The 26,986-nt window shown below is 67.7% G+C and carries 26 protein-coding genes; 11 read left to right on the top strand and 15 right to left on the bottom strand.

The window, feature by feature from the left end; translation table 11 throughout:
* Genes NRB20_RS18115 through NRB20_RS18095 form a run of 5 tightly spaced genes read right to left on the bottom strand, consistent with a single transcriptional unit; the run spans position 1 to position 4,459 of the window.
* Entirely contained in the window at positions 1–1,188 is a 1,188-nt protein-coding gene (locus NRB20_RS18115) for an acyl-CoA dehydrogenase family protein (RefSeq protein ID WP_153411321.1), read from the bottom strand.
* Positions 1,188–1,574 (bottom strand): nuclear transport factor 2 family protein, encoded by a 387-nt coding sequence (locus tag NRB20_RS18110; RefSeq protein WP_319945061.1) that lies wholly within the window; start codon positions 1,572–1,574, stop codon positions 1,188–1,190. Before NRB20_RS18110 ends, NRB20_RS18115 begins: the two co-directional genes overlap by 1 nt.
* Positions 1,575–1,621: 47 nt before the next feature.
* Entirely contained in the window at positions 1,622–2,521 is a 900-nt protein-coding gene (locus NRB20_RS18105; RefSeq protein ID WP_153411319.1) for a hydroxymethylglutaryl-CoA lyase, read from the bottom strand.
* Positions 2,518–3,783 (bottom strand): CaiB/BaiF CoA transferase family protein, encoded by a 1,266-nt coding sequence (locus NRB20_RS18100; RefSeq protein WP_153411318.1) that lies wholly within the window; start codon positions 3,781–3,783, stop codon positions 2,518–2,520. Before NRB20_RS18100 ends, NRB20_RS18105 begins: the two co-directional genes overlap by 4 nt.
* A 40-nt stretch (positions 3,784–3,823) precedes the next feature.
* Positions 3,824–4,459: a TetR/AcrR family transcriptional regulator gene (locus NRB20_RS18095; RefSeq protein ID WP_319945060.1), complete on the bottom strand. Its 636-nt coding sequence runs from the start codon at positions 4,457–4,459 to the stop codon at positions 3,824–3,826.
* A gap of 98 nt (positions 4,460–4,557) precedes the next feature.
* On the opposite strand from NRB20_RS18095, the gene NRB20_RS18090 reads away from it, so the two are divergent.
* Positions 4,558–5,124 carry a VOC family protein gene (locus tag NRB20_RS18090; protein ID WP_153411317.1) on the top strand — a complete coding sequence of 189 codons (567 nt, stop codon included), beginning with the start codon at positions 4,558–4,560 and terminating at the stop codon, positions 5,122–5,124.
* A gap of 41 nt (positions 5,125–5,165) precedes the next feature.
* Positions 5,166–5,807 (top strand): carboxymuconolactone decarboxylase family protein, encoded by a 642-nt coding sequence (locus tag NRB20_RS18085; protein WP_153411316.1) that lies wholly within the window; start codon positions 5,166–5,168, stop codon positions 5,805–5,807.
* 99 nt (positions 5,808–5,906) lie between these two features.
* On the opposite strand, the gene NRB20_RS18080 is transcribed toward NRB20_RS18085, so the two are convergent.
* A complete protein-coding gene (locus NRB20_RS18080) occupies positions 5,907–6,512 on the bottom strand; it encodes an acetate uptake transporter (protein ID WP_153411315.1) in 606 nt (201 codons plus the stop codon).
* 263 nt (positions 6,513–6,775) lie between these two features.
* Between NRB20_RS18080 and NRB20_RS18075 the strand changes: the two genes are divergently transcribed.
* Positions 6,776–7,534, top strand: a complete 759-nt coding sequence (locus NRB20_RS18075) for a hypothetical protein (RefSeq protein ID WP_194289907.1) — start codon at positions 6,776–6,778, stop codon at positions 7,532–7,534.
* Positions 7,535–7,554: 20 nt separating this feature from the next.
* Here the strand turns inward: NRB20_RS18075 and NRB20_RS18070 are convergent, their stop codons facing one another.
* A complete protein-coding gene (locus NRB20_RS18070) occupies positions 7,555–9,183 on the bottom strand; it encodes an HNH endonuclease (protein ID WP_153411314.1) in 1,629 nt (542 codons plus the stop codon).
* 89 nt (positions 9,184–9,272) lie between these two features.
* Between NRB20_RS18070 and NRB20_RS18065 the strand changes: the two genes are divergently transcribed.
* Positions 9,273–9,752 (top strand): hypothetical protein, encoded by a 480-nt coding sequence (locus NRB20_RS18065; RefSeq protein WP_153411313.1) that lies wholly within the window; start codon positions 9,273–9,275, stop codon positions 9,750–9,752.
* 8 nt (positions 9,753–9,760) lie between these two features.
* Here NRB20_RS18065 and pabB read toward each other — a convergent pair whose 3' ends face one another.
* Positions 9,761–11,656: an aminodeoxychorismate synthase component I gene (gene pabB, locus NRB20_RS18060; RefSeq protein WP_153411312.1), complete on the bottom strand. Its 1,896-nt coding sequence runs from the start codon at positions 11,654–11,656 to the stop codon at positions 9,761–9,763.
* A gap of 95 nt (positions 11,657–11,751) precedes the next feature.
* Here pabB and NRB20_RS18055 point away from each other — a divergent pair, with 95 nt between their 5' ends.
* The 5 genes from NRB20_RS18055 to NRB20_RS18035 all read left to right on the top strand — a co-directional run bounded on the left by NRB20_RS18055 (position 11,752) and on the right by NRB20_RS18035 (position 16,292).
* Positions 11,752–12,807, top strand: coding sequence for a phosphotransferase family protein (locus NRB20_RS18055; RefSeq protein ID WP_153411311.1), 1,056 nt, complete (start codon positions 11,752–11,754; stop codon positions 12,805–12,807).
* Between the two features lie 92 nt (positions 12,808–12,899).
* Positions 12,900–13,472 (top strand): DinB family protein, encoded by a 573-nt coding sequence (locus NRB20_RS18050; protein WP_153411310.1) that lies wholly within the window; start codon positions 12,900–12,902, stop codon positions 13,470–13,472.
* 241 nt (positions 13,473–13,713) lie between these two features.
* Entirely contained in the window at positions 13,714–14,541 is an 828-nt protein-coding gene (locus tag NRB20_RS18045) for a serine hydrolase domain-containing protein (RefSeq protein ID WP_319945059.1), read from the top strand.
* A gap of 103 nt (positions 14,542–14,644) precedes the next feature.
* Positions 14,645–15,178, top strand: coding sequence for a DUF3145 domain-containing protein (locus tag NRB20_RS18040; protein WP_319945058.1), 534 nt, complete (start codon positions 14,645–14,647; stop codon positions 15,176–15,178).
* A 103-nt stretch (positions 15,179–15,281) separates the two neighbouring features.
* On the top strand, positions 15,282–16,292 hold the full coding sequence (locus tag NRB20_RS18035) for a GAF domain-containing protein (protein ID WP_153411309.1): 1,011 nt from the start codon (positions 15,282–15,284) through the stop codon (positions 16,290–16,292).
* Between the two features lie 10 nt (positions 16,293–16,302).
* Here the strand turns inward: NRB20_RS18035 and NRB20_RS18030 are convergent, their stop codons facing one another.
* The 7 genes from NRB20_RS18030 to aceE form a co-directional block, all read right to left on the bottom strand.
* Entirely contained in the window at positions 16,303–16,650 is a 348-nt protein-coding gene (locus NRB20_RS18030; protein ID WP_153411308.1) for a hypothetical protein, read from the bottom strand.
* 94 nt (positions 16,651–16,744) lie between these two features.
* Entirely contained in the window at positions 16,745–18,175 is a 1,431-nt protein-coding gene (locus NRB20_RS18025; protein WP_153411307.1) for an acyl-CoA carboxylase subunit beta, read from the bottom strand.
* Positions 18,176–18,333: 158 nt separating this feature from the next.
* On the bottom strand, positions 18,334–19,584 hold the full coding sequence (locus tag NRB20_RS18020; protein WP_319945057.1) for a KasA/KasB family beta-ketoacyl-ACP synthase: 1,251 nt from the start codon (positions 19,582–19,584) through the stop codon (positions 18,334–18,336).
* Between the two features lie 10 nt (positions 19,585–19,594).
* Positions 19,595–19,900: a meromycolate extension acyl carrier protein AcpM gene (acpM, locus tag NRB20_RS18015; RefSeq protein ID WP_319945056.1), complete on the bottom strand. Its 306-nt coding sequence runs from the start codon at positions 19,898–19,900 to the stop codon at positions 19,595–19,597.
* 118 nt (positions 19,901–20,018) lie between these two features.
* Positions 20,019–20,933 (bottom strand): ACP S-malonyltransferase, encoded by a 915-nt coding sequence (locus tag NRB20_RS18010; protein ID WP_319945113.1) that lies wholly within the window; start codon positions 20,931–20,933, stop codon positions 20,019–20,021.
* A 127-nt stretch (positions 20,934–21,060) separates the two neighbouring features.
* Entirely contained in the window at positions 21,061–22,359 is a 1,299-nt protein-coding gene (locus NRB20_RS18005; protein ID WP_406603852.1) for a PucR family transcriptional regulator, read from the bottom strand.
* Between the two features lie 241 nt (positions 22,360–22,600).
* Complete coding sequence (gene aceE / locus NRB20_RS18000; RefSeq protein ID WP_227833631.1) at positions 22,601–25,480, bottom strand: pyruvate dehydrogenase (acetyl-transferring), homodimeric type; 2,880 nt, start codon at positions 25,478–25,480, stop codon at positions 22,601–22,603.
* A 238-nt stretch (positions 25,481–25,718) separates the two neighbouring features.
* Here aceE and NRB20_RS17995 point away from each other — a divergent pair, with 238 nt between their 5' ends.
* Together NRB20_RS17995 and NRB20_RS17990 are read left to right on the top strand one after the other, a co-directional pair.
* Positions 25,719–26,276, top strand: a complete 558-nt coding sequence (locus tag NRB20_RS17995) for a hypothetical protein (RefSeq protein WP_194289906.1) — start codon at positions 25,719–25,721, stop codon at positions 26,274–26,276.
* Between the two features lie 196 nt (positions 26,277–26,472).
* The gene (locus NRB20_RS17990; protein ID WP_319945111.1) at positions 26,473–26,895 is read left to right on the top strand and encodes a DUF3052 domain-containing protein; all 423 of its coding nucleotides are present in this window, start codon (positions 26,473–26,475) and stop codon (positions 26,893–26,895) included.
* The last annotated feature ends 91 nt before the right edge of the window (positions 26,896–26,986 follow it).

Raw genomic sequence — 26,986 nt, 5'->3', positions numbered from 1 at the left:
TCACAGCCACGGCGCGGCCTCGGGGGAGCGTAGTAGGCGACGCGCGGTGGACATCCGGTGCACCTCGTCCGGCCCGTCGTACACGCGCGCGTAGCGGGCCTGCCGGTACATGCGCTCGAGCGGGGTGTCGGCGGTCAGGCCGAGCGCGCCGTGCACCTGGATGGCGCGATCGATCACGTTGTGCAGCATGCGCGCACCCCAGAACTTGATCAGCCCGACCCGCACCCGGTAGTCCTCACCGGCATCCATCGCGCGGGCCGCGTCGAGGGTCATCAGCCGGGCGGCGTGGATCTCGGCGGCGGATTCCGCGATGTACCGGTGGATTTCGCCCTTCTCGGCGAGCAGCGAACCGTGCGCGTACCGGGTGTTGGCGCGCTCGCACATCAGCTCGTAGGCGCGCTGGGCCTGCCCGAGCCAGCGCATGCAGTGGAAGATCCGGCCGGGCCCGAGCCGATCCTGCGCCACCGCGAAACCCTTGCCGCGCTCGCCCAGCAGCGCGTCGGCGGGGACCCGCACGTCGGTGAGCCGGACCTCGTAGTGATCACTCGGATCGTGGCCCATGGTCGGAATGGAGCGGACGATCTCGAAACCCGGTGTGTCCGTGGGCACGATGATCGCGCTGATCCGGGAATGCCGTGGCACGGAGTCGGATTCGGTGTTCGCGAACACCGTGCAGTAGGCCGCCTGCGCGACTCCGGTGGTGAACCACTTGTGCCCGTTGATGACCCAGGTGTCGCCGTCGAGTTCGGCGCGGGTGGCGATCAGAGTCGGATCGGATCCGGCGACCTCCGGCTCGGTCAACCCGACCGAGGGCAGCGCATCCCCGGCCACCATGGGCGGAATCCAGCGCTGCTGCTGTTCCGGCGAACCGTGCCGGTGCAGCATCAGGGTGTCCTGCATGGAGACCGAACCGACGGCCAGCTGACCGAATTCGGAGCGGCCGATGATCTCGTTGAGGTACACGAAATCCAGGAAAGGCACTCCGCCGCCGCCGATTTCGGCGGGATGTCCCAGCGCCCACAGCTCCAGTTCCTTGGCGCGGGTGCGCAGCCGGTCCAGTTCCGCGGTCGCGGCCGCGTCGTCCCGGATCAGCACGGGTTCCTGGGGGATGACCTCACCATCGATGAATTCCCGCATGCGCGAGGTCAATTCGGCGATATGCCCTTCGGGCCGGTCCACGGTCGACATCACTGCTCCCGCTTCGAGGTGGATACCGCGTACAGCGGCGCGACCGCGGCCGAATCCACGTATTCGTCGATCCGGGTGATCCGGCCGTCCTGGACCCGCACGAACATTCCGGCCGGGATCTCCAGCGGTCCATGACCGGGCAGCTCACCGCGCACGACGTGCTGCTGGGCGAAGCCGTCGGACAGCGGATAACGCCGGATGTCCTCGTAGCGAAGGTTTTCCACCGTTCGCGACAGCCAGCGCAGCACCCGCAGGTTCTCCGGGACGGTCTCCTCGGCGTTCTTCTCGTTGTGCCAGATGCGCGCATCGGGTGCGTACAGATCGGTCAGCGTCGTCGCGTCGCCGCTGGTGACAGCGGCGAAGAAGCGATCGGCCAGTTCGTTCACGGTGGAACCTCTTCCGGGGGTGGATAATTCGCTGTGCGTTGCGGGTGTCAGTGGGCCGGAACCGACCGGCCGCCCGCGGCGAGCAGATTGCTGGCGACGGGTTTACCCAGCAGATCCGAGATCAGCCGCGCCGCGTTCAGGGCCCGGTCGATATCGATACCCGTGGCGATCCCGCCGTCCTCGAACATGTAGGCCAGTTCCTCGGTGGCGATATTGCCACTGGCACCCGGCGCGAACGGGCAACCGCCCAGACCGCCTGCGGCGGAATCGAATTGGCGCACACCCTCACTGTAGGCGGCCCAGGCGTTGGCCAGGCCCTGGCCTCGGGTGTTGTGCAGGTGGACGCCCGGCACGGTCTCCGGCACCGCCGCCCGGACCCGCCCGAGCACATCGACCATCCGGATCGGCGAGGCGGTGCCGATGGTATCGGCCACGGCCAGCGCGTCGGCCCCCGAAGCCATTGCGCTGCGGGCGATCTCGGCCACCCGCTGCGGCGGCGTCGGCCCGTCGAACGGGCAGTCGAACGCGATGGCGACGATCACCTCGAGCTGTCCGCCCGCCTCGTGCACGAGTTCGGCGATCGGCGCGATGAGCGCGACCGAGGCCGCGCTGTCCCGCCCGACATTGGCCCGGCTGTGCCCATCGGAGGCGGATACGACGTATTCGATCTGCCTGATGCCCGCCGCCAAGGCCCGGCGCGCACCGTTCAGGCTCGCGACCAACGCGGAGAACGTCACGCCCTGCCACCGATTCAGTTGGGCGGCAACAGCTTCCGCGTCGGCCAGCGACGGCACCGCGCGCGGCGAGACGAAGGACGTCACCTCGATCCGGCGCACACCCGTGGCCACCAGCGCATCGATGAATTCGAGCTTGGCCTCGGTCGAGATCGGCTCCTCGATCTGCAACCCGTCACGCGGGCCGACCTCGCGGATATCGACGGCGTTCATGCGATCGTGCCTTTCTCGCGCAGTTGGACCAGGCGCTCGTCGTCGTAACCGAGTACCTCGCTGAGCACCTCGTCGGTATGTGTCCCCGGACGACTCGCACCGCCCCATCGCACCCCGCCCGCGGTCTCACTCAGCCGGGGCACCACGCCGACACCCTTGGCCGGAACCGGATCGAATCCGGCATCCTCGCTGCTCAGCGACGGATCGGCGTGATCGACGAAGATGCCGCGAGCGACGAACTGCGGATCGGTCATAACCTCCGCGACGGTATTCACCGGACCGGCGACGACACCGTGTTCGGCGAGCCGCTCGATCAGGTCGGTGGCGGTGAAACCAGCTGCCCAGGAACCGATCAGCTCGTCGAGCTCGTCCTGATGCTCACCGCGCGCCCCGTGGTTGACGTAGCGCGGATCGTCGGCGAGTCCGGGACGTTCCATGGCGGCGGTCAGACGACGGAACACCGTGTCCTGATTGGCCGCGATGATCACCCACAGCCCGTCCGCCGAGCGGTACAGATTCGACGGCGCCACCCGATCCAACCGGGTCCCCGACGGCTGCCGCACATGTCCGGTCTTGTGATAGTCCGGGACCGTGGACTCCTGGATGGCCAGCGACGCCTCGGTGAGCGCGGCGTCGACGATCTGCCCGCGCCCGGTCCGCTCCCGCACCAGCAGCGCGGCCAGCACACCCTGGAACGCGAACAGCCCGGCCAGACTGTCCCCGATCGACAATGCCATCCGCGGCGGCGCCTGCCCGGGGAACCCGTTCAGATGCCGCAACCCGCTGATCCCCTCGGCGACCGAGGCGTAGCCCGGACGCGCGGCGTACGGCCCGGTCTGCCCGTAGCCGGACACCCGCGCCAGCACCAGCCGCGGATTGCGCGCGACCAGTTCGTCGTATCCGATACCCCAGCGTTCCAGCGTGCCGGGCCGGAAACTCTCCACCACCACATCGGCCGTGGCCGCCAGCTCCAGGAAGATCTCCCGGCCCGCGTCGGTGCGCAGATCCAGGCTCATGCACCGCTTGTTGCGCGCGTGCACGGCCCAGAAGTACTGGTGCCCGCCCTGCGCCTGACCCCAGTCGCGCAACGGGTCGGGGCGATCCGGCGCTTCGATCTTGATCACGTCCGCGCCCATGTCGCCGAGCAGGCGACCGCAGTAAGGCCCGGCGATGAGCGTGCCGAGTTCGAGCACGCGGTAGCCGTCCAGCGGTCCGGCGGTGCTGCTCTGCTCGCCCGCGGGGGAGTGGGCTTCGGATGTCATGGGTACCTCCTGAATCGGCGCGCCGATGTGTGCCGATGTGTCACCGCTCGTCCGGATCGAGTCCGAGCGCCCCGACCGACATCCGGTCGAGCGTGTCCAGCAGGGCGTTCTCGTCGGCGTCCTCGCCCTGGATCAGCCACAGATAGATGGTGTGTTCCACCATCGCGGCCATCACGCGCGCCGCGAGTTCGGGATCGAGTTTCGGATGCACCAGCCCCTCGGTCTGCCAGCGCGCGATGGCCTTGGAGGTGCGGTCGGTGAGCTGGCGGCGGTGTTCGTGCCGCAGCTGCCGGAACTCCTCGTTGAACGTCGCCACCTGTTCCACGATCGCCATCATCCGCGCGTTGCGCCGATAGGCGTGATAGTAGGAACGGTTGGCCGCAACGAGTTTCGCGGCGGGCGTGAGGTCTGCCGCGGTCGGTTCGCGGCGGTGCATATCCTCGAACAGTCGGGTGCTCAGCTCCCCGAAGACGTGTTCCTTCGACTCGAAATAGCGGTAGAAGGTGCCGTAGGAGACGTTGGCCTCCTGGGAGATCTGCTCGACCCGGGTGTCCAGGAAGCCGACCGTCTCGAAGACGCGCTGGGCGGCATCGAGTAGCGCCTCCCGCGTCTTGCGGCCGCGCGGGGTCAGGGTGTCGGCCGCGGCGGCGGGGCTATTGACAGATGACTTCGCCACGGCTCACACTATCCAACAACATGACATGACTGTCAAGTCATATTGTGAGCGTCGAAGCCGCGCGAGTTCGTGGTCGCGGCACAGCAGGAAGGAATGTCATGAGCCCCTCCAATCCGAAATACGAACTAGGCGGGATCAACCATCTCGCGCTGGTGTGTTCCGATATGCGTCGAACCATCGACTTCTATTCGGGCACACTGGGTATGCCGCTGATCAAGACTATCGAACTGCCCGGCAACTTGGGTCAGCATTTCTTCTTCGACTGCGGGGGAGGGAACAGCCTGGCCTTCTTCTGGCTCGCCGACGCACCCGATGCCAGTCCCGGGCTGGCCGCGCCGAAGGGCTTGCCCGACGAGGGCGAGCTGCTGAGCGGGGTCGGATCGATGAATCACGTCGCGTTCGCGGTGCCGCCGGAGCTGTTCGACGAGTACTACGAGCGGGTCGCGGCCGAGGGCATCAAGGTCAGCCGGGTACTCAACCACGACGACAGCCCGCGCGGCGTCTCGCGCGAGGTGCACGAGGGCACCTTCGTGCGGTCGTTCTACTTCCAGGATCCCGACGGCGTGCTGCTCGAATTCGCCTGCTGGACACGGAAGTTCACCGAGGCGGATGTCTCGCACGAGCCCAAGACCGCCGCCGACCGGACCGTGTCCGCCGGCCTGTAGGCCGACGGCGAAATCTCCACCACCTGAGAGGATTACGAAATATGCCGCGTCTTCGCGAAGTCCCGCGTGCCGAAGTCACCGACGAACGGATTCTGTTCTTCTACGACAGGTTGTTCGGCCCCGACAAGGATCCGGCCGTCGACCACGGCACCATCCACGCCACCCCCGGTGACTGGTGGACCGTCTTCGCTCAGTCGCCGGACGTATTCCGCCACGCGGTAAAGGGTTTCGCGCTCTACCGCAACGCGACGCTGGATCCGAAACTGCGTGAACTCGGCCAGAGCCGGGCCGGATACGCCCGCGGCAGCCAGTTCGTGTTCTCCCAGCACTGCAAGCAGATGCGTTCGCTGGGCGTCGCGGAGGAGAAGATCGCCGCGATCCCGCACTGGCAGATCGCCGACTGCTTCTCCGAACTCGAGCGCGCCATCCTCGCCTACACCGACGGGCTGGTCTACGACAGCGGCCGGGTGCCGGACGAGGTGTTCGCGGTGCTCAAAGCCAATCTCAGCGATCCGGAGATCCTCCAGCTGACCTACATCACCGCGATGTACGACATGCACGCCACCATGGCCCGCGCGCTGCGGCTGGAATTCGACGACCGCCCCGAACTCGTCGAAGAGGTGCAGATCCCCGAGGGCGTCGCGGTGGCCGACCTGTCCGCGGATCTGTCCGGGGAGAGCTGAGCGGCTCGGATATACGACAGGCCGGGCCCGGTATTACCGGGCCCGGCCTGGTTTCGGTCGCCGATCACGTGACGTCGGGCATGCGCCCACCGGCAGGGGTCACGCGACCAGCGGCGCACCTACCGGGAGCTTGAGTTTGCCGCCGATTCCGTTGGCCACGCCCGCCGCCGATGCGTACCAGGCGCACAGCGCGGTGATCACGCCGACGTAGCCGCCGATCTTCACGGTGCTGTCGCTACCCGCGAAATTGCCTGCGAACAAAAGGATTTCGGTGATTTCCAGGGTGAGGAACACCGCGAAGACCGCGAGGTTCACCTGGCTGGACATGATCAGCATGTAGGTGTTGAAGATGGCGAACGCCAACAGGATCCAGCCCAGATCGTGCGATGCGCCCGCACCCGTGGCGTGCGGGGCGACCAGTTTCGCCCACAGCCCCAGGCCGATCCAGAATCCGCCGTAGGTGGAGAACGCCGTCGCGCCGAAGACGTTGCGGTTCCGGAATTCCCACATTCCGGCCAGCAGCTGACACATTCCACCGTAGGCGAAGGCGTAGCCCAGCCAGGCATCGCCCGTGGAGGCGCCGGCCCACCCGGCGTTCACCGCCGATAACAGGAATGTGGTGAGTGCGAATGCGCCCAGACCCAGCGGTGCCGGGTCGGCGATGGCGGGAGTTGATTGAACCGTGCGGTCGTCGCTGACGCTCATGGTTGATCCTCTGGAGAGTGTGCTCGCCTGACGTCGCGTCCGGCGCGATCGCCCCCGGCGCAACGCGTCTTCGAGCGTAACTCCGCGCACTGTTCGAGGAGACCGGTTTGCCCGCTTCGCCGAATGGTCGTGACACGCGCGGGGTCTCGGTCCGACCGCGCCGCCACCCGTTCGAGTTACCCTGGCTAACGTTTCGCATCCGCAATGTCGTTGACGCCGGACCTTTCCGAACGGAACCGGAGTGTGGCTCGAGGAGGCTGGTCGTGCGCTGTCGGGTGGTACTGGCGGGAATGATCGCAGCCGGAACACTCCTGTTCGCCGGTCATGCCGCGGCGGATACCGTACCACCGAACACGACTCCCACCAGCATGGATATGCCCGGTGTGCCGGGCCGCACCTCGATCTCGCTGCGCGTGGACTTCCTGAACCTGCAATGGGGGACGGCCAACGACACCGAGTCGCGTTCGGGGCTGTCGCTGGTGAAGCTCTACATGGTGGATTACGCACTGCGACACGGCGATCGGTCCGCACAGGACCGTCAGCTCGCGGAGCGAATGATCCGCTACTCCGATGATTCGGCCGCCGACGCCATCGCGGCGAAGTATCCGAACGCCATCGACGCCGAGGCCGCCGAGTACGGCCTGCCCGCCACCCACTCCGGTCCCACCTGGGGGCAGTCCTACACCAGCACCGCCGACATCACGAAGTTCCTGGACCGCAAGATGACCACCGATCCGGGCTCGCCCATCCTGGGCTGGATGGCCACGGCGAGTCCGGTCGCCGCCGACGGCACCGCCCAGAACTGGGGCACCGCGCGGCTGCCCGGCGTGATCGGGAACAAGTGGGGTTGGTCGGATTACGGTCCGCCGCAAGTGGGTTCGGCTTCCTACGGTCCCGGCTTCACCATCTCCGCGCAGACCGACGGCGGGCCGGGGGATCAGACCGCCGACGTGCTCTCGGGGCTGGCCGGGGCGGTGCTCGGTGCGCATCCGCCGGTGCACGGTATCGGGGCTGGTCGCTGAGTTCCAGGGGGCGCTGAGTTCTACAGGCGCGCACCCTTGTCCCGATTGCAGGATCGGCACAGGACCTGGAGATTTCCCGCGCTGGTCGCGCCGCCGCGGCTGAGCGGGATGACGTGGTCGAACTCCAGATAATGCGTGGCCCCGCATTCGATGCACGCACCGCCGTCGCGATGCCACACCTGGGCCTTGATCTCCGGCGGGATCGCGCGGGTGTCGCGACGGCCGGGCACCAGGCTGAGCCGTTTGGCCACGCGCAGAGCGCCTTCCAGTACCGCGGCCACCAGATCCGGGTCCGCGACGTCGAATTCGGCTCCGCCGCGCGCCGAGGTGGCCGCCAGGGCGACCAGGCCGTCGGTGATGGAGACGGAAACTATTCGGTTCCAAGGCATTTCGACGCCCGCCTCGGGGCCGACGAAGCGGAGCTTCTTGTTCGTACAGATCAGACGGCCGTCGGTGGCGCGGTCGCCGCGGGCGAGGTGGCGGATGCGGGTCGCCTCGATGTCCAGGTGGACGCGTTCCTCGGGATCCAGATGCAGCCCGTGCGTGCGCACCACGGGCAGATCCCCGGTGCGCAGCCGGGTGCGGGTTCTGCCGCGGTGCATGCGGCGGCGCAGTTCCTCCACCTGCGGCCCGGACAGGGCCAGTTCCCGGATGGCGGTGTCGAACTCCTCGACCTCTTCGGCGCTGATCTCCTCGTCGGCGAACGCGGCCAGACGTTCGATGTAGGCCAGGCCGGGGCCGCGCAGCGCCGCGCGGCCGGTGTCCTCGGGGATGTGCCGGTAGCGCAGCGCGGTCCACAGGTCCGCCCACTCGGTGCTGCCGAGTCCGTCGCCGGTCAGCACGCGCCAGGCCCGCGCCCGCCAGGTGTCGAGATATTCGTCGATATCGGCGGCGCAGGATCGGCACGGGGCGGGTGCGCCCAGGACACGCCAGCCGCGTCGGCGGCCGCAGTGCGGGCAGACGCGGGCGTCGGTCGAGGGGAGTGGCGCGGTGGTGTCGGTCCAGTGCGTGCCGTCCCACCAACGGAGCGTCGCGCCTTGCGGATGCCAGTCCGGGCGCGGGTCCTCCGGCGGTGTGGCCGTGGGGATTTCGCTGCTTGCGTTCTCGAATCTGTTTCTGGACAGCGAGATTCGGCCACGCTCCGGCTCGGCGGCGGTATCGATGCCGAAATCCTCGAACAGGTCCGACAATTCGTCCCGTGCGTCATCGAGCGGGCGGAAGAACCAGCCGTCACCGTCGCGGCCGAATTCGGCGACCGATATCGCTCGGGTCGTGCTGGATCGCGGTGCGGGAACGTCGCGGCGGGCGACCAGTCCGGCCGCGTCGCGCACCGCGATCGTCAGATCCAGCAGATCGTGCAGTGGACTGTCCGAACAGACGCCCAGGACGATGCGGGTGACCGTGGATTCGGTGCGGGGGAGCGAGACCGAGAGCCGGGCCGTGCGCGGCTGGGGCTGCTGGTCCAGCGTCACCGCCTGCGACGGATGCCGGGGTGCGTTGTGGAATACCGCGTCGCGCGGGGAGCGGACCAGGTCGTCGTCGCCGAGCAGCAGTGCGTGCGCGTCCAGCGCGTGGGCGCAGCGCCACGAAAGTTCCACGCTCAGCAGCGAAGTCGGTATCGGCGTGGCGCCGTTCTCGGTGAAGGTCATCGTTCCGGAACTATGCCAGGTGGCACCGACACCGACCGTAGGGTCTGTCGCGCGCGGGTGCGACACACCCGATGCGGCACGATGGAGGGATGAGCGATCAGAAGGAGCCCGGCCGCAAGCCCGGAACGCCGCGCGTCCCCGGCGCGAGCGAGCTGATCGCCGCCGCCCAGGCCGCGGCGGAGGCGGCGCAGCGGGCGGCCGGGCAGGCCCTGGACGCCGCGCAGGTCACCGCAGGGACGGCGTTCGACACCGCGATCCGGCTGCCACCGGCCTCGGTGCAACTCGCCGCCCAGTTGCCCGACCTGATCGACAACCTCTCGATGGCGATCGACCGCCTCAACCGCACCATCGACCGCCTCGACCGCACCCTGGCCCTGGCCGATCCGGCATTCGCCGCGTACGACCGGCTGCTGCCCCGGCTCGAGGCCATGGTGTCGATGGGCGAGGAGGTGTACAACCGGCTGTCCCGGCTGCCGGGTGTATCGATGCTCGGCCGCATCACCGGACGTGAGAACGCGCCGTCCGAGCCGGTGGATCCACGAAAACGTGGTCGCGGGCGAGGGAAGTAGCGGCGCGCTCAGCTGCGGGAGTGCGCCCCGGCGACCGCGGTGACCGCGCGCAGCGCCGTGGTCGCCTTGAGCACCATCTCGTGGTACTCCTGCTCGGCGTCGGAATCCAGCACGATCGCCCCGCCCGCGCCGACTCTCCAGCGGCCGCCGTACCGGACCGCGGTGCGGATGACGACGTTCAGATCGGCGGTGCCGCCCAGGCCGAGGAATCCGATTGTGCCCGAATAGATTCCGCGCGCTTCGGTCTCCAGCTCGTCGATGATCTCCATGGTGCGCAGCTTGGGCGCACCGGTCATCGAGCCGCCCGGGAAGCAGGCGCGCAGGCAGGTCACCGCGTCCACGTCGGGGCGCAGACGGCCGCGGATGGTGGTCACCAGCTGATGCATCGTGGTGTAGGTCTCGGTGTGCATGAGCGCCGTGACGCGCACACTGCCGAGTTCGCAGACCCGCCCCAGATCGTTGCGCAGCAGATCGACGATCATCAGATTCTCCGCGCGGGTCTTGGGATCGGATTCCAGTGCGCGCCGCAGGATTTCGTCTTCCTCGGGCGTCGCCCCGCGCGGTGCGGTCCCCTTGATCGGCTTGGTCTCGACCATGCCCGACCGATCCACCGTGAGGAATCGCTCCGGCGAGGAACACGCGACCTCGAGCTCCCCGAACCGCAGAAACGCCGCGTACGGCGCCGGATTCGACCGCCGCAGTGCGCGATACACCGCGAGACCGTCACAATCCTGGTCGACATACGCACTGTCGGTCAGATTCACCTCGTACGTCTCACCCGCCCGCAACTGCGCCTGGATCTCGGCGATATCGGCCAGATACCGCTGCCTGCCCCGGGTCAGCCGCGACTCCACGGCCCCCTCGTCGACCGCGAGCTCGAGCCGATCCGGCGTGCACCGATCAGGCAGCCCCGCCAGCACCGCCCGCGTCGAGGACAACCAATCCTCCGCTGCCGCAACGGTATCCGAGTCGGCCAGTGCGACCAGATAGGTGTGCTCCGCGACATGATCCACCACGACCACCCGATCCGCGAACACCCACTGCGCATCGGGCATCTCCGCCCGATACCGTTCCGCCGCACCACACTCGGCCTTCATCTCGTACCCGAGATACCCCACATACCCACCCACGAAATCGAAAGGCACATCCGGCAATTCGACCTCCACCCGCCCCAATCGCATTGCCAGATAATCGAATACATCCCCGCCCACAACCTCGCACCCACCCCGCCCCGCAACCTCCACCAACCCCGCCCCCACCCGATATCGCACCGTCTCGGCCAACGGCCCACCCGCATCCCCCAGATACGAAAACCGATCCAACCCCGGTTCGGCATGCGTACTGTCCAACCAGAACGCCGTCACCGACTCCCGATACAAAGCCAGAAACACCGCCTCCGCATCCACCGCCCGCTCAACCCGCTCCCACAAAACCGTCAGCGCGACCCCCGCCTCCCGACATCCCTCGGACACCCCAGCATGGGGACCCGTCGCATCGGTCGAAACTTTCGCGGTTCGCAGAGCGGCCCGGTGTGCGCGTGTCGTGGGCTCGTCGTGCACCCCAGCGCTGCGATCGGCCGCGTTGTCCGGGATGTGACCGCTGATGGTAGGAGCCGCGGGCACCGAATTCTGATGCGGCGCGAGGTGGTCAGATGTGTCGGCCGAGAAGGCGGCGGTGTCGGTGGTTGCCTGGCTTGTGTGTGTCGTGGGCTCGCCGGACGTCTCGGCACTGCGGCCGGTTACCTTGTCCGGGATGCGGCTCGTGGTTGCGGAGTCCGTGGTTGTCGAGTCGCCGGGACCGGAACCAGCCTTGGGCTCGAAGTCGTGTGTGGCGGTCGCCGGTGTGGCGTCGTCGGTGGTGGCGTATGCGGGCCCCGGTCGGACCCCGGGGCGGGTCGTGCGCATGGGTTCACCGTAGTCGGCGTGGTCGGGTGGGGCCGATGGCGTATTGAGGGCGTCTGCCTTCAGTTCGGCGTGGTCTCTGGTGCACAATATGGGACATGTCTGTGGTGCAACCGGCCGATGTGGACCGTGAAGTCGTCGACTTCGAGGTCGTCGGCAAGTGGATGGAAGAGCAGGGGCTGCCGGGCGGGCCGTTCGAGGGCGTGACCGCGCTCGGCGGCGGTACCCAGAACATCATGCTGCGTTTCAGCCGCGCGGGGCGCGACTACGTGTTGCGACGCGGCCCGAAACATTTGCGCGCCAAGAGCAATGACGTGATCCGCCGGGAGGCGCGGCTGCTGGGCGCACTCACCGGAACGGGCGTGCGCGCGCCCGAGGTGATCGCGGCCTGCACCGACGATTCCGTCCTGGGCGCGGTGTTCTACCTCATGGAGCCGATCATCGGCTTCAACCCGCAGACCGAACTGCCCGAACTGCACACCGGTGACCCCGAGGTCCGCAGGCAGATGGGCCTGTCGGCGGTCGAGGCGATCGCCCGCCTCGGCGCGCTGAACTACCGGGAACTCGGCCTCGAGGACTACGGCAAGCCGGACGGTTTCCTGGAACGTCAGGTGCCGCGCTGGATGAGCGAGCTAGAGTCCTACAGCGCCAACGAGGGCTATCCCGGCCCGGAGATCGTCGGCGTCGACCGGGTCGGCGACTGGCTCCAGCGCAACCGCCCATCGATCTGGGAGCCCGGCATCCTGCACGGCGACTGCCACCTGGCCAACATCATGTTCCGCTACGACGGCCCGCAGGTGGCGGCCCTGGTCGACTGGGAGATGTCCACCATCGGCGACCCGCTGCTGGACCTGGGCTGGCAGATCGCGACCCGCCCCGAACCCAGCACCGCCGCCGCGGGCCTGTTCGGCGCCCTCGGCCAACTCGGCGGCCTGCCCACCCCCGAGGAGATGATCGCCCACTACGCGACCTTCTCCACCCGCGACCTCACCGACATCACCTGGTATACGGTCCTGGCCTGCTTCAAACTGGGCATCGTCCTCGAGGGCACCCACGCCCGGGCCTTCGCGGGCAAGGCCCCCAAGGAGGTCGGCGACTTCCTGCACGCCATCACCCTGGAACTGTTCGCGAAGGCCAACCAGCTGATCGAGTGAGCGGGCGAGCTGCCGGCGGTGCGACCGGATCTCGATGAGGTTTGGCGGTTTATTTATGGCAGATGATTTGCGGCCAAGATAAATTACTGGGCATGCCGATCGTTGCCGAAGACAAGGACTGGACCTGGGTGCTGGACAGGGCTTGCCCTGACTGCGGATTCGACGGTCCGGCCACGGCCTACGACGAGGTGCCGGGCCTGACCCGCGCGGCCGCCGCCCGCTTCGTCGGTGCCCTGGCGCGTCCGGACATCACCGTTCGTCCCGACGAATCCACCTGGGCCCCAATCGAATACACCGCCCACGTGCGCGACGTTTGCCGAATATTCCGATACCGCCTGGACATCGCCCTGCGCAAGCCCGCCGCGCCGCCCGCGATCGCCGCCTTCGAGGCGACGACCGGATTCGCCGAGGGCCTGCCCGTCTTCGCGAACTGGGATCAGGACCGCACCGCCGAGGCCGACCACTACCTGTCGCAGGCCCCCGTCGTCGTGGCCGCCGAACTGGCCGAGGCAGCCGAAATCGTCTCCCGCGCTTTTGAATCCGTCTCCGCGCCCGACCGCGCCCTGGCCGCCCGCCGCAGCAACGGCTCGCTGTTCACCGTCGACTCGATGGCCACCTACTTCGTACACGACCTGATCCACCACCTCCACGACATCCACGCCTGACCGCCACGGTCCGGCCGGCTCGCACCGCCTCCCCTGTGCGCCCCCGATGCTGATATGGCGTGGGCGGCGGGCGATGCCGATGCCGTGGGCGGTGCTGTGGGCCGGTAGGCGAGGGCGCAGGCGCGGGCGACTACCGGCCTGCACCGAATTCGACCGTGCTCGCAACTGACGGGGTGCACAGGCTTCCCGACACGCCGGAGCCCCGGAGGGCCCGAGAACCGGGCGCTCTAAGCTCATCGGCGTGCGAGCGTTGGAGCAGATTCGGGAATGGCCGGTCGGACATGCCGCCGCGGGCGTGGTCACCGCGGCGGGTGGCGTGGTGGCGACCGAGGGCGACCTCGATCGCGAGTTCGCGCTGGCCTCGGTGACGAAACCGCTTGTCGCCTACGGGGTTCTGGTCGCGGTCGAGGAGGGCGCGATCGAACTGGACCAACCGGCGGGCCCGCCGGGCTCCACGGTCCGGCATCTGCTGGCGCACACCTCGGGCCTGGCCTTCGACACCACGGTGATCATGGCCGAGCCGGGCACGAAGCGGATCTACTCGAGCTCCGGCTTCGAGGTGCTGGCGCAGTTCGTCACCGATCAGACCGGGATCGACTTCGAGGACTATCTGGACGAGTCGGTATTCGAGCCACTCGGCATGAAATCCTCGCTCCTGAACGGCTCGGCCGGACACGCCGCCAGCTCGACGGCCGCCGATATGCTGCGCTTTGCCGGTGAATTGCTCAGTCCGAGTCTGCTTTCCGCGCAAACTCTGGGTGAGGCCTGCACCGTGCAATTCCCGGGCTGCAATGGCGTGCTGCCCGGCTACGGTTCGCAGCGCCCCAACGATTGGGGTCTGGGATTCGAGATCCGCGACCACAAGACTCCCCATTGGACCGGACGCGCGAATTCACCGCGCACCTACGGCCATTTCGGGCAATCCGGCACCTTCCTGTGGGTGGATCCCAAATCGGGGGTGGCGTGCGTGGCGTTGAGCGACGAGAATTTCGGCGACTGGGCCCGCGCGGCGTGGCCGCCACTGAGCGACTCGGTACTCACCGAGTTCGCGGCGGATCGCGACACGTAGGCCGAGTAACACACGTAACTCCGGGCACTCCAGTAAACTCGGGCAACGCCAGCACGACCGATCGTTGGGGAAGACGTTCCAGGTCGAGGCTGGAGGTGTACTGGTGCGCGGAACGAGTCAGTTCGCGGACGCGACGTCCGGAGTGGTGTATATCCACGCGTCGCCGGCCGCGCTGTGCCCGCACATCGAATGGTCGCTGTCCTCGACCCTGAAATCGCCCGCGCAATTGCGCTGGACCGCGCAACCCGCGGCGTCGGGACAACTGCGCGCGACCACCGACTGGGTGGGTCCGGTGGGCACCGGATCGAAGATTGCCAACGCGTTGCGGGCGTGGCCGGTACTGCGCTTCGAGGTCACCGAGGATCCCAGCGAGGGCGTCGACGGCGAGCGCTACAGTTTCGTCCCCGGTCTCGGCCTGTGGTGCGGTGCGATGAGCGCCAACGGCGATGTGATGGTCGGGGAGATGCGCCTGCGCGAGATCGTGCGGCTGGCGCGCGAGCTGGGCCGGCACAGCCCCGCCGAGATCGCCGTCGAGATCGATCGGGTGCTCGGCACGGCCTGGGACGACGATCTCGAACCGTTCCGCAGCGGCAGCGAGGGCGCGGAGGTCACCTGGCTGCGCCGCGACGTCGGCTGAATTCCGCACCGCACGCCGCGACCCCGCGCTACCCGGCACTCCCGGAAAACCCGGCGCGCCGATATGGCAGAGTCGATCGTCGGCACCGAGGAGGAGGGGCGGCGTGGGCAGCCGGGTACTGATCGAGACACTGGGCGAGTACGAGGACTGGAGCGTACTCGCGGTCGACGAGCGTCCGGTGCCGTGGCGGTCCGTGGCGCGGGTGCTGCGGCCCGCGGTGCAGCGCGTGATCGAACCGGTGTGGCGGGGCGGGGAGCCCGTCGAGGTGGTCGCGGCACGTCGTTCGCGCGATGGTGAACAGGACGAGATCATCCGTGCCACACCGGTATTCGGCCCCGACGGGCAGATCTACGCGGTCCAGGTACGCAGCGCCGCGGTGGATGAGAAACTACCCGAGCCGTATTCCGTTGTCGCGTTCGACTATTCGTCCGAGCGGCGATCGATTCGACTGGCGGACAACCCTTTCGGCTGGGCGATGCCGAAAGAACGTTCGCATTGGACGGTTCCAGAGGCGTTCCGATACGTGCGGCGGTTCGACGGCTCGATGGAGTTGATCCTGCACACCCGCGATTCGCGCGAGAGCACGCGCTGGGCGGGCGATGTCACCGCCTGTGTCGGCGAGGAGTCGCGACGTTTCCACCTGGCCCTGCGCAACGGCGCCGGAACCGCTCGCACGCGGTGGCGCGGCCTGCTGCACGACGTCACCGAATTCCTTGCGCCCGAACCGGCTTCGGTGGACACCGCCGCCTTCGCCGCACTCGGCCGTCAACGCTCGGGCCGCACCCATCTGGTACTCGCTGACGTGGAGAAGGTCCGGCTGATCCGCTGGGTCACCGACCCGATACCGGACATCCAGTGGAAGGGCGTGGTAGACGACCGCGACACCCCGCATCCGGACGACGTCGTGCGCATCCTCACCGAGGTCGACCGGGCCGTCCGCGCCCACGAGACGGGCGGTCGCCTGGGCGGAATTCGCCTGCGCCGCACCGACGGTGGCTGGACCGTGGTCGACGCCGTCGCCTCCCTGGTGCCCAGCGCCGAATCGCCGGTGCTGCTGCTCGTCGAGCTCACCGTCACCGGATACTCCGACGACCCCGACCCGACCGAGCCCTGACACCCCGAACTCACCCCTCCGGCGGCAGCTCCCCACCTCGCAGCAGCCGCAACTCCTCCTCCTGCGCCGCCAACCGCACCGTCACCAGATGTTCGACCTCGATGAGATCGTGCCGCATCTCGATCTGCTCGTACTGCATCTGCACGTAATCACCCTGGATACGCAGATAATCCGTGCCCAGCCGCGCGTTCTCGATCCGGGCGAGATCCAGTTCGGCTCGCGCGCACCGCAGTTCGGCGGCCAGCGCGCTGCGGTCGGCACGCTCCTCGGCCAGCGCGGCACGCAGAACGGTCTGATCGGCATAGGAGGCATGCAGTTCGTCCAGGGCCGCCGTCAGCCGCGCTCGCAGCTCATCCATGCGTTCCCCCTCGATTCTGTTGTGCGGTAATGACTTACGGGTGGCCCCCGAGGAGACCACCCGTAAATCGTTGTACTGGAAGACTACCGCCGAGCTACAGCGGAATGTTCTTGAGGTGACTCGGCCGGGCGGGCGCGGCGGCCAGCGCGGCGGCGATCGTGGACCGGGTCCTGGCCGGATCGATGATCTCGTCGACCACCCCGATCGACATCGCCCGGCTCAACCCACCGGCGATCTGCTCGTGCTCGACGGTCAGCCGCTCGATCAACGCCTCACGCTCGGACTCGGGAGCGGCGGCGATCGCCTTCTTGTGCAGGATCCCGACCGCGGCCTTGGCGCCCATGACCGCGACTTCCGCACCGGGCCAAGCGAATACCGCGGTCGCACCGAGCGAACGGGCGTTCATCGCGATGTAGGCGCCGCCGTAGATCTTGCGGGTCACCAGCGTCACGCGCGGCACCCGCGCCTCGGCGAACGCGTGCAGCAGCTTCGCGCCGCGACGCACCACGCCTTCCCACTCCATCCCCACACCGGGCAGATATCCGGGCACATCGGTGATCACGACCAGCGGAATCCCGAACGAATTGCACAGCCGCACAAAGCGTGCCGCCTTCTCCGCACTCTGCGAATCCAGGCAGCCGCCCAGTCGCAGCGGATTGTTGGCCAGCACCCCGACCGTCCGCCCGGCCAGCCGGCCCAGGCCGGTGACCATGCTGCGGGCGTAACCGCCCTGGAACTCCTCGAACGTGGACTCGCCGTTGATGTTGTCCAGCAGCTCGTGCACGATCGGTTTGACGTCGTAGGCGCGCTTGGCCGACTCGGGCATCATCGCCTTCAGGTCGACATCGCCGTGTTCGGCGGCGACCATGTCGAACGCGCCCTGCTCGGCGAACATCGACACCAGCCGGCGGCCGCGATGCATGGCATCGGATTCGTCGGCGGCGACGATATGGCACACCCCGGACTTCTTGTGGTGCGTCTCGGGCCCACCGAGCGTGGCCATGTCGACGTTCTCGCCGGTCACACTGCGCACCACATCCGGACCGGTGACGAAGACCCGGCCCTCGGGGGCCATGATGACCACATCGGTGAGCGCGGGACCGTAGGCAGCGCCACCGGCCGCGAAGCCGAGCACCACGGAAATCTGCGGGACCAGCCCGGACGCGCGAACCATGGCCTCGAAGACCAGGCCGACCGCGTGCAGAGCCTCCACACCCTCGGCCAGGCGGGCGCCACCGGAATGCCAGATGCCCACGACGGGCAGCCGGGAGTCGATGGCGGTATCGATCGCGTCGACGATGTGCTTGCAGCCCTCGATGCCCATCGCGCCGCCCATGACGGTCGCGTCCGAGCAGTAGGCGACGGTGCGCACGCCGTCGACCTCGCCGACGGCGGCCAGCACGCCGGACTTGTCACGGGGGTGCAGCGGCAGCACCGTGCCGGGGTCGAAGAATCGTTGCAACCGGCCCAGCGGATCCCGGGGATCGGTGGCAGCATCCGCCTGAGCGGGAGCCATGATGGTCATCGCGTTCTCTCCTCGAGACGATGGTGAGTCGCTGACGCGGCTGCGAAAATGAAAATAGAAATCCCCGTGCGGGTCTCGGCATCGGGTCGACCGAAGTCCAAGGCCCGCACGGGGATTCGTGTTATGGCAGCGGCCGGTGTGACCCGGCCGAGGCGAACTCAGTACCGGCCGAAGGTGAGCGCCACGTTGTGGCCACCGAAACCGAACGAGTTGTTGATCGCGTACTGGATGTCCTGACGACGGGCCTCGCCGTGCACGACGTCCAGATCGATCTCCGGATCCTGGTTCTCCAGGTTCAGCGTGGGCGGCACGATGCCGTCGCGGATGCTGAGCACGGTGAGTACCGACTCGAGGGCGCCGACCGCGCCGATCGAGTGGCCCAGGGCGGACTTGGGCGCGTAGACCGAGGCATGGTTGCCCACGGCCAGGTTGATCGCGTTCGCCTCGGCGGTGTCACCGATCGGCGTCGCGGTCGCGTGCGCGTTGACGTGGGCGATGTCCTGCTTGCTCAGACCCGCGGTCTGCATCGCCCGTGTCATCGCGCGTGCCGCACCCTGCCCGTCCGGAGCGGGGGCGACCAGATGGAAACCGTCGGAAGTGATTCCGGCTCCCATCAGCCGTGCGTGGATCGTCGCTCCACGCGCCTTGGCGTGCTCCTCGGTCTCGATGACCATGAGCGCACCGGCTTCACCGAAGACGAAGCCGTCACGCGCGGAGTCGAAGGGCCGCGAGGCGGCCTTCGGGTTGTCGTTCCGGGTGCTCATCGCGCGCATCATGGAGAATGCCGCGATCGGCACGGCGTCGATATAACCCTCGACACCACCGGTGACAACCATGTCGGCGTCGCCCATGACGATCATCCGCCACGCGTTCGCGATGGCCTCCGATCCGGATGAGCACGCCGAGACCGGAGTGACCACTCCCGCCCGGGCCTTCAATTCCAGGCCCACCACGGCGGACGGCCCGTTCGGCATGACCATCTGCACCGCCAGCGGCGAAATCTTGCGATAGCCACCGTTCTTGAGCTTGTCGACCGAATCGATCAGCGCGTCGCCGCCGCCGAGTCCGGTGCCGATGGCGACGCCCAGGCGCTCCGGATCTACCTCCGGAGAACCGGCGTTCTTCCACACCTCGCGACCGAGCACGGTTGCGAGTTGCTCGACGTACGCCATGCGACGGCACTCGACCCGGGACAGCAGGGTCTCGGGCCGAACCTTCAGGTGGCCGCCGATGCGGACCGGAAGGTCGTATTCCTCGACGAAGGAATCCTCGAGAACGTCGATGCCGCTCTCGCCGTTGAGGAGTCCCTTCCACGTCGCATCGACGTCACCCGCGATCGACGTGGTCGCCGCCAGGCTTGTTACGACGACGTTGGGGAAGTTCCCGTTCAGAGTGGAAGGAGTGGTCACGGTATCGGTCCTACTCGGAGTCCGCGCCGAATTTGGCCTTCAGCTCGGCCGCGGCCTCGGAGTTCTCCGACTCGAGCTTCTGGATGTACCCCACGGCGTCGCCGACGGTCTTCAGGCTGGCCAGATCCTCGTCGGGGATCTTGACGCCGTACTTGTCCTCGGTCTGCACGGCGATCTCGACCATCGACAGCGAGTCGATGTCCAGGTCGTCGACGAAGGACTTCTCGATGGTCACCTCGGAGGGCTCGATACCGGTCACCTCTTCGATGATCTTGCCGAGCTCTTCGACGATCTGTTCCTGGGTCAGAGCGGCCACTGCGTGGCTCCCTTCTTGTTCTTCTCTTCGACGGGGTCTGTTTACTTTTTTTCGGAACCGGATCGGCGAATGTTTCGTTTCACCGGTTGCGGTTGCATCACTGCAAGCCGCAGAAAAGCTAGCCGGTTGCCGACAGGTCGGACAACGCGGGGATGTTCTCGGGGGTCTTCAGCGCCAGATTCGGGGTGCCTTTCAGCTCCCGCTTGGCGATGCCGACCAGGGTTCCAGCGGGCGGCAACTCCGCCACCCCGGAAACCCCTGCCGCGCGAACGGTTTCGGTGCACAGGTCCCACCGGACGGGCCGGGTCACCTGTGCCGCGAGCTTTTCGACGGCGTCCCGACCCGAGGTGACCGGTTTGCCGTCGAAATTCGACAGCAGGGTCCGGGTCGGTTCGCCGGGGGAAATCTGTGCGATGGCATTCGCCACCGCGTCCTGGGCCGGAGCCATGAACGCGGTGTGGAAGGCCCCCGCCACGGGCAGGGCACGCACGCGTGCCTTCTCCGGCGGGTTCGCCGCCAACTCGGCCAGCGCATCGAGCCGACCCGCGGCCACGATCTGACCGACCGCGTTGCGATTGGCCGGAACGAGATCCAGTTCCGCGAGCCGGGCGAGCACGACGGCTTCGTCGCCGCCGAGCACGGCGGACATGCCGGTCGGCTCCAGCGCGCACGCCTTGGCCATCTCCCCGCCGCGGATCGCGGCGAGCGTCACGGCCTCGTCGGAGGTGATGACGCCGGCGACGGCGGCGGCGGCGAGCTCGCCGACCGAGTGTCCGGCGACGATCGTAGCGGGCGGCAGCGCATTCTGCGGTATCTCGGCGTAGGCGAGCAGTGCGGCGGCCACCACCAGCGGCTGGGTCACCGAGGTGTCGGTGATCTCCTCCGCGGTCGCGGTGGTGCCGAGCCGCACCAGGTCCAGGCCGGCGGCCTTGGACCAGAGTTCGAGATGGTCACGCGCGCCGGGGAGGTCGAGCCAAGGCGCGAGCATGCCGGGTGTCTGGGAGCCCTGTCCTGGGGCGAACAACGCGATCACTTCTCTAGACAACACCGTTTCGGTGGGTTGTGGAGATGTCGACGCGAATGATGTTTGCGGACTGCTTTTGTGTGGACTCCACAAAACGGCTAGTCGCTCCTCGCCATCGACGCGCGGATGCTACGTGTTACAGCCGATCCTCGTGAACCGGTTCGTGTGGGTCGCCAGGGGTTGATGTTGACGATTCGTTACGAGTTCGTGTCAGGCGGCCTATGGTCGCGGCGATCCGGAGCACGTACGCGTCGCGCGGATTGAGCGGATCCCGGCCGGTCACCTCGCCGATGCGCTTGAGGCGATAACGAACCGTATTTGGATGAACGAACAGCTGGCGGGCGCAAGTCTCGACGGCTCCACCGCAATCCAGGTAGGCGTCGAGGGTGTCCGACAGAGCCGACCCGGCGGCGGCCAACGGTAGCACAAGATACTCGTTCAGGGCCTCGACCGCAGCGCGATCTCCGAGCAGGGCCCGTTCGGGCAGGAGTTCGGAGGCGTGCACGGGCCTGGGAGCCCCGCGCCAGCCCACCACGGCCTCCATTCCGGCCATCGCCTCCAGCGCGCTGGCATGCGCCGCGGACAGCGTGCGGGTGGTCGGTCCGATCACCACCGGCCCCTCGGAGAACGCCTCGGCGAGCAGATCCATCAGGAACGGCGACGGATAGGAGGTATCGCCGAGATGGCCGCTGACCACCATCACCAGCCGCGAACCCTGCACCACGGCCAGCGCCGCGCGACCGTGCCGGGCCGCGGTGGTGTGCACCGAACCGACCACGGCCACCTGATCCTTCGGCGGCGTGCCGACCAGCACCGTCGCGGGTGCGGTGGCGTCCCAGTTGAGTGTGGCTGCGCGCGAGAGCATTTCGGGTCCGGTGTCGCCGCGCACCACCGCGTCCACGACCAGCGCCTCGAGCCGGGTGTCCCACGCGCCGCGGGATTCGGCGGCGCTGGCGTACACCGAGGCCGCGGCGAAACCCAGCTCACGCCCGTATCGCAGCACCGCCTCGGTCAGGGCCACCAGCTGCCGGTCGTTGCGCGCCAGCGCGGGCAGCCACTGTTCGAAGAACTCCATGGCCACGCGGACCATGTCGACGGTCTGGCGCAGCGTCAGCCGCCGGGCCAGATCCTGCGGGATCACCTGGAACGCGTCCAGGCTGAACCGGATATCGCTCTCGGGATCCTGCAACCACTCCAGGAAGTTCACCACCGCGGTCTGCACCAGCATCTGCACGCCCGCGCGCTGGGCGGCGTCCAGGCTGCCGAAGAACGGCAACCGGTCCTCCATCGAGGCGACCGCCTCGGTGGACAACCGCCCCGAGAACTGCTTGACCCGTTTGAGCAGCGTGTCCGGCAACGGGTCCCGGTTCTGCCGATTGGGGGACAGCGCCCCGGTGGGCAGATACACCTCATGGGAGGTGTCGGACTCGGATATCCGGCGCGGTCTCGGCGGTTTACGATCCACTGTATTTTCTGCCTCCGCTTCGCTGCGGCGGGTTTTTCGGTAGCCGCACCGAAAAACTTTGGTGTGACGTGGTTTGCCTGACAGTTCCGGCGTACAGAGACGCTTCGCCGCTGGGCACGCGGGAGGTGGTCAGGTAACGAGTCATCTCGCCTTTCGGGTCGGGCTTTCGCAACAGCGAAGCAGAAGCAGGAGGATTCGGTGGACTAGGCCATCAATCCTCGTTATCGGTCGACTTCTCGGCGGAGTTTACGTCGTCGATGCGGTAGCGGGCCGCGGCCTCGGTCACCTTCGACGCCTCGATCGCACCGGTTCGGGCCAGCGCGGACAGTGCGGCGACGGTGATCGACTCGGCGTCCACGTTGAACACCCGGCGCGCGGCCGGGCGGGTGTCGGAGAAGCCGAAACCGTCCGTGCCGAGCGTGGTGTAGTCGCCCGGCACCCACTTGCGGATCTGATCCTGCACCGCGCGCATCCAGTCCGAGGCCGCGATGAACGGTCCCTGCGCCTGCGACAGCGCCCGGGTGACGTACGGAACCTCCGTCTCGGTGCCCGGATTGTGCAGTGCCGCAATCTCTTTCGCGACCGCGTCACGACGCAGCTCACTCCACGAGGTCACCGACCAGACGTCGGCCGCCACACCCCATTCGGCGAGCAGTTCCTGTGCGCGCAGGCCGTCCGGCACGGTCACGCCCGAGACCAGGATCTGCGCGCGCACCGCGCCCTCAGCACCGCGCTGGTACAGGTAGAGACCCTTGAGCAAACCGTCGATATCGATGCCGTCCGGCTCGGCGGGCTGCGGGTAGGGCTCGTTGTACAGGGTGATGTAGTAGCTGATGTTCTCGCCGCCGAAGGCGTCCTGCTGCCGCAGCAGATGCGTGCCCGGCAGCGCGGTCGTCTCGGGGGCGGGCTGACCGCCGCCGTACATCCGGCGCAGACCGTCCCGCACGATGTGCGCGATCTCGAACGCGAACGCCGGGTCGTAGGCGACCATCGCCGGGTTGGTCGAGGCCAGCAGCAGCGAGTGACCATCGTTGTGCTGCAAGCCCTCACCGGTCAACGTGGTTCGCCCGGCGGTTGCTCCGAGGATGAACCCGCGCGCCAGCTGATCCGCCGCCGCCCACAGGCCGTCGCCCGTGCGCTGGAAACCGAACATCGAGTAGAAGATGTACAGCGGGATCATCGGCTCGCCGTGGGTGGCGTACGAGGTGGCCGCCGCCGTGTAGGACGCGGTCGAACCGGCCTCGTTGATGCCCTCGTGCAGGATCTGCCCGACGCTGCTCTCTTTGTAGGCAAGCATCAAATCCGCGTCGACCGATGTGTACAACTGCCCGTTGCGGTTGTAGATCTTCAACGAAGGGAACCACGAGTCCATACCGAAGGTGCGAGCCTCGTCGGGGATGATCGGCACGATCCGCTTGCCGATCTCCTTGTCCCGCAGCAGTTCCTTCATCAGCCGCACGAACGCCATCGTGGTCGCGACGTTCTGCTTGCCCGAACCCTTGCGCACCCCGCGATACGGCTCGTCGCCGGGAAGTTGCAGAGGCTTTGCCGCAGTGCGCCTCTCGGGCAGATAGCCGCCGAGCGCCTGCCGACGGCCCAGCATGTACTGGATCTCCGGGGACTCCATACCGGGGTGGTAGTACGGCGGCAGGTACGGGTTCTCCTCGAGCTGCGCGTCGGTGATCGGGATGCGCTGCACGTCGCGGAACGCCTTGAGGTCGTCCAGCGTCATCTTCTTCATCTGGTGCGTGGCGTTGCGGGCCTCGAAGTGCTTGCCCAGGCCGTACCCCTTGATGGTCTTGGCCAGGATCACCGTCGGTTTGCCCTGATGCGCCAGCGCCGCCGCGTAGGCCGCGTAGATCTTGCGGTAGTCGTGGCCGCCGCGCTTGAGGTTCCAGATCTCCTGATCGGTCAGGCCCTTCACCAGTTCCTTGGTGCGCGGGTCGCGGCCGAAGAAGTGCTCGCGCACGTACGCGCCGTCGTTGGCCTTGTAGGTCTGGTAGTCGCCGTCGAGCGTGGAGTTCATCAGGTTCACCAAGGCGCCGTCGCGGTCCGCGCCCAGCAGCGCGTCCCACTCGCGGCCCCACACGACCTTGATGACGTTCCAGCCCGCGCCGCGGAAGAACGACTCCAGCTCCTGGATGATCTTGCCGTTACCGCGCACCGGGCCGTCCAGGCGCTGCAGGTTGCAGTTGATGACGAAGGTGAGGTTGTCCAGGCCCTCGTTCGCGGCGACCTGGATCAGGCCGCGCGATTCGGGCTCGTCCATCTCGCCGTCGCCCAGGAACGCCCACACGTGCTGATCGGCGGTGTCCTTGATACCGCGATCGTGCAGGTAGTGGTTGAACCGCGCCTGGTAGATGGCGTTCATCGGGCCCAGACCCATGGACACCGTGGGGAATTCCCAGAAGTCCGGCATCAGCCGCGGGTGCGGGTACGAGGACAGGCCGTGGCCCGGGCCGCCGTGGCTGTACTCCTGGCGGAAGCCGTCGAGCTGATCGGTGGTGAGCCGGCCCTCGAGGAACGCGCGCGCGTACATGCCGGGGGAGGCGTGGCCCTGCATGAACACCTGGTCGCCGCCGCCGGGATGATCCTTGCCCCGGAAGAAGTGGTTGAAGCCCACCTCGTACAGCGCCGCCGAGGACGCGTAGGTCGAAATGTGCCCGCCCACACCGATTCCCGGACGCTGGGCGCGGTGCACCATGACCGCGGCGTTCCAGCGGATCCAGGCGCGGTAGCGGCGCTCGACCTCCTCGTCGCCGGGGAACCAGGGTTCGTTCTCGGTGGGGATGGTGTTGACGTAGTCGGTGGAGGTCAGGGCCGGAATCGTGACGTGTCGCTCACCGGCGCGCTCGAGCAGGCGCAGCATCAGGTAGCGGGCGCGGCCCGGACCCTCGCGGTCGAGCATCTCGTCGAAGGATTCGAGCCATTCACTGGTCTCGTCCGGGTCGATATCCGGTAGGTACGACGCCACCCCCTCGCGGATCACTCGCACGCGGGCCCCGGCGGTCCGGGCGGGCGCTTGCGCGGCGTCGCCGTGGCCGTCGGCGGCGGGGCCGGACGAAGACATCGGGTGCAGCAGGTCGGTCAAAATCAATGCTCCTCGTACAGGGGGTGGACAAGCTGATGGCTCTGGTCTGGAGATCCCCGGAAGGCTGGCGCTGGTAAGCGGGCCATCCGACGCGAACGGATTGGGGCGCATCTCACATCCTTGCCGATGATGCGTCCCCGGTCATCATGTCAGCCGGAAATCCAGTACCGTGCACGAGGCAACATTTGCATTCATAAGTGCCCTTGGACACAGTCGATGTCGAGAAGCGGGGAGGACGATGAAGCTGCTGGACCCACGCGGGTTCGGACTGATGTGCGCGACCTTGGCGGTCGGCACGGGACTGGTGGTGGCCGGCTGCTCGAGCTCCATCCACGGTACCGCCACCGCCAACCAGGTGGAGGCTTCGGCGTATCGCACGGAGATGGCCTCGTCGTCCGCGGCGGCCACCTCCTCGGCGAAGGCGGCCGCGCAGGCGAAGGCGATCAGTGACAACTGCACGCCGTTCCGGGGCACGACCAGTGTCGCGGTCACCAAGTACAACGAGTTCGTCGACGCCCACGACGCGAACGCGCCCGATCAGGACGTCAAGCGGGATACCGCGGCGCAGACCCTCGAGGATGCCGCCAAGACGGTCGAGGGCCGGGTGAATTCCGCCGGTGACGCCCTGCCCGCGGATCTGTCGCAGAAGTTCACCGCCTACGTGAGCGCCGCGCGCGCCCTGGCCTCGGAGTCGCGGAAGATGACCTACACCGCTCCGGTCGGCGCGCTCAACGATGCCAGCAAACGCGTCAACGACGCCCTGAACGTGGCCCGCGATGCCTGTTCCGCGAGGTAAGGAAGTGCTCTTGGCCTGCTGATTTCACGGGAGTGGCAGCCCCGGTTCCAGACGAGGGGAAACGCCGTTCCCGGACATGCTCAACGAACTGTCCCGCGACATTTCGCCGAGATTTTGGGCGGATCGGCTTGCGTTGTGGCGCTGGACCATGTTCGCTTGCAACTACCTATTGTCTGGAGTTGAGGAGGACACCACCGTGGTCGCCGCGGCGGACGCGCACAACTATGCTCAGAAGCTCGGTATTTCATCCGGGCTTGTTGTTCAGGAACTGGGCTGGGACGAGGACACCGACGACGAGCTGCGGGCAGCCATCGAGGAGGAGAGTGGCTCCGAGATGCTGGACGAGGACACCGACGAGGTCGTCGATGTCGTCCTGCTGTGGTGGCGTGACGGGGATGGAGACCTGGTCGACGAGCTGATGGATGCGATCGGCCCGCTGGCCGACGACGGCTTCGTCTGGGTTCTGTGCCCGAAGACCGGGGAGTCGGGTCATGTGGATCCCAGTGAGATCGCCGAATCGGCGACACCGGCCGGATTGACCTCCACCACGCCGGTCAGTCTCGGGAGCTGGACCGGGATCAAGCTCACCCAGCCCAAGACGCCCTCCAAGCAGCGCTGAATCGCGGCGCGGCAGGGGTTTTCGCCGTCGGTGCTCGCCAGGCCGGTGCGCGAACCCCGTGCCGCGCGGCACAGAACGCATCACAGACAGG

Source organism: Nocardia macrotermitis (assembly GCF_009604405.1).
GTDB lineage: Bacteria > Actinomycetota > Actinomycetes > Mycobacteriales > Mycobacteriaceae > Nocardia > Nocardia macrotermitis.
Note: the sequence above shows the minus strand (reverse complement) of the source record. Positions and strands in the feature narration are given on the sequence as shown.

Bases quoted from the DNA above. Each gene is read 5' to 3' on its own strand.
- NRB20_RS18115 (WP_153411321.1), bottom strand. From the start codon at position 1,188: ATGTCGACCGTGGACCGGCCCGAAGGGCATATCGCCGAATTGACCTCG.
- NRB20_RS18105 (WP_153411319.1), bottom strand. From the start codon at position 2,521: ATGAACGCCGTCGATATCCGCGAGGTCGGCCCGCGTGACGGGTTGCAG.
- NRB20_RS18100 (WP_153411318.1), bottom strand. From the start codon at position 3,783: ATGACATCCGAAGCCCACTCCCCCGCGGGCGAGCAGAGCAGCACCGCC.
- NRB20_RS18090 (WP_153411317.1), top strand. From the start codon at position 4,558: ATGAGCCCCTCCAATCCGAAATACGAACTAGGCGGGATCAACCATCTC.
- NRB20_RS18085 (WP_153411316.1), top strand. From the start codon at position 5,166: ATGCCGCGTCTTCGCGAAGTCCCGCGTGCCGAAGTCACCGACGAACGG.
- NRB20_RS18080 (WP_153411315.1), bottom strand. From the start codon at position 6,512: ATGAGCGTCAGCGACGACCGCACGGTTCAATCAACTCCCGCCATCGCC.
- NRB20_RS18070 (WP_153411314.1), bottom strand. From the start codon at position 9,183: ATGACCTTCACCGAGAACGGCGCCACGCCGATACCGACTTCGCTGCTG.
- NRB20_RS18065 (WP_153411313.1), top strand. From the start codon at position 9,273: ATGAGCGATCAGAAGGAGCCCGGCCGCAAGCCCGGAACGCCGCGCGTC.
- pabB (WP_153411312.1), bottom strand. From the start codon at position 11,656: ATGCGCACGACCCGCCCCGGGGTCCGACCGGGGCCCGCATACGCCACC.
- NRB20_RS18055 (WP_153411311.1), top strand. From the start codon at position 11,752: ATGTCTGTGGTGCAACCGGCCGATGTGGACCGTGAAGTCGTCGACTTC.
- NRB20_RS18050 (WP_153411310.1), top strand. From the start codon at position 12,900: ATGCCGATCGTTGCCGAAGACAAGGACTGGACCTGGGTGCTGGACAGG.
- NRB20_RS18030 (WP_153411308.1), bottom strand. From the start codon at position 16,650: ATGGATGAGCTGCGAGCGCGGCTGACGGCGGCCCTGGACGAACTGCAT.
- NRB20_RS18025 (WP_153411307.1), bottom strand. From the start codon at position 18,175: ATGACCATCATGGCTCCCGCTCAGGCGGATGCTGCCACCGATCCCCGG.
- NRB20_RS17995 (WP_194289906.1), top strand. From the start codon at position 25,719: ATGAAGCTGCTGGACCCACGCGGGTTCGGACTGATGTGCGCGACCTTG.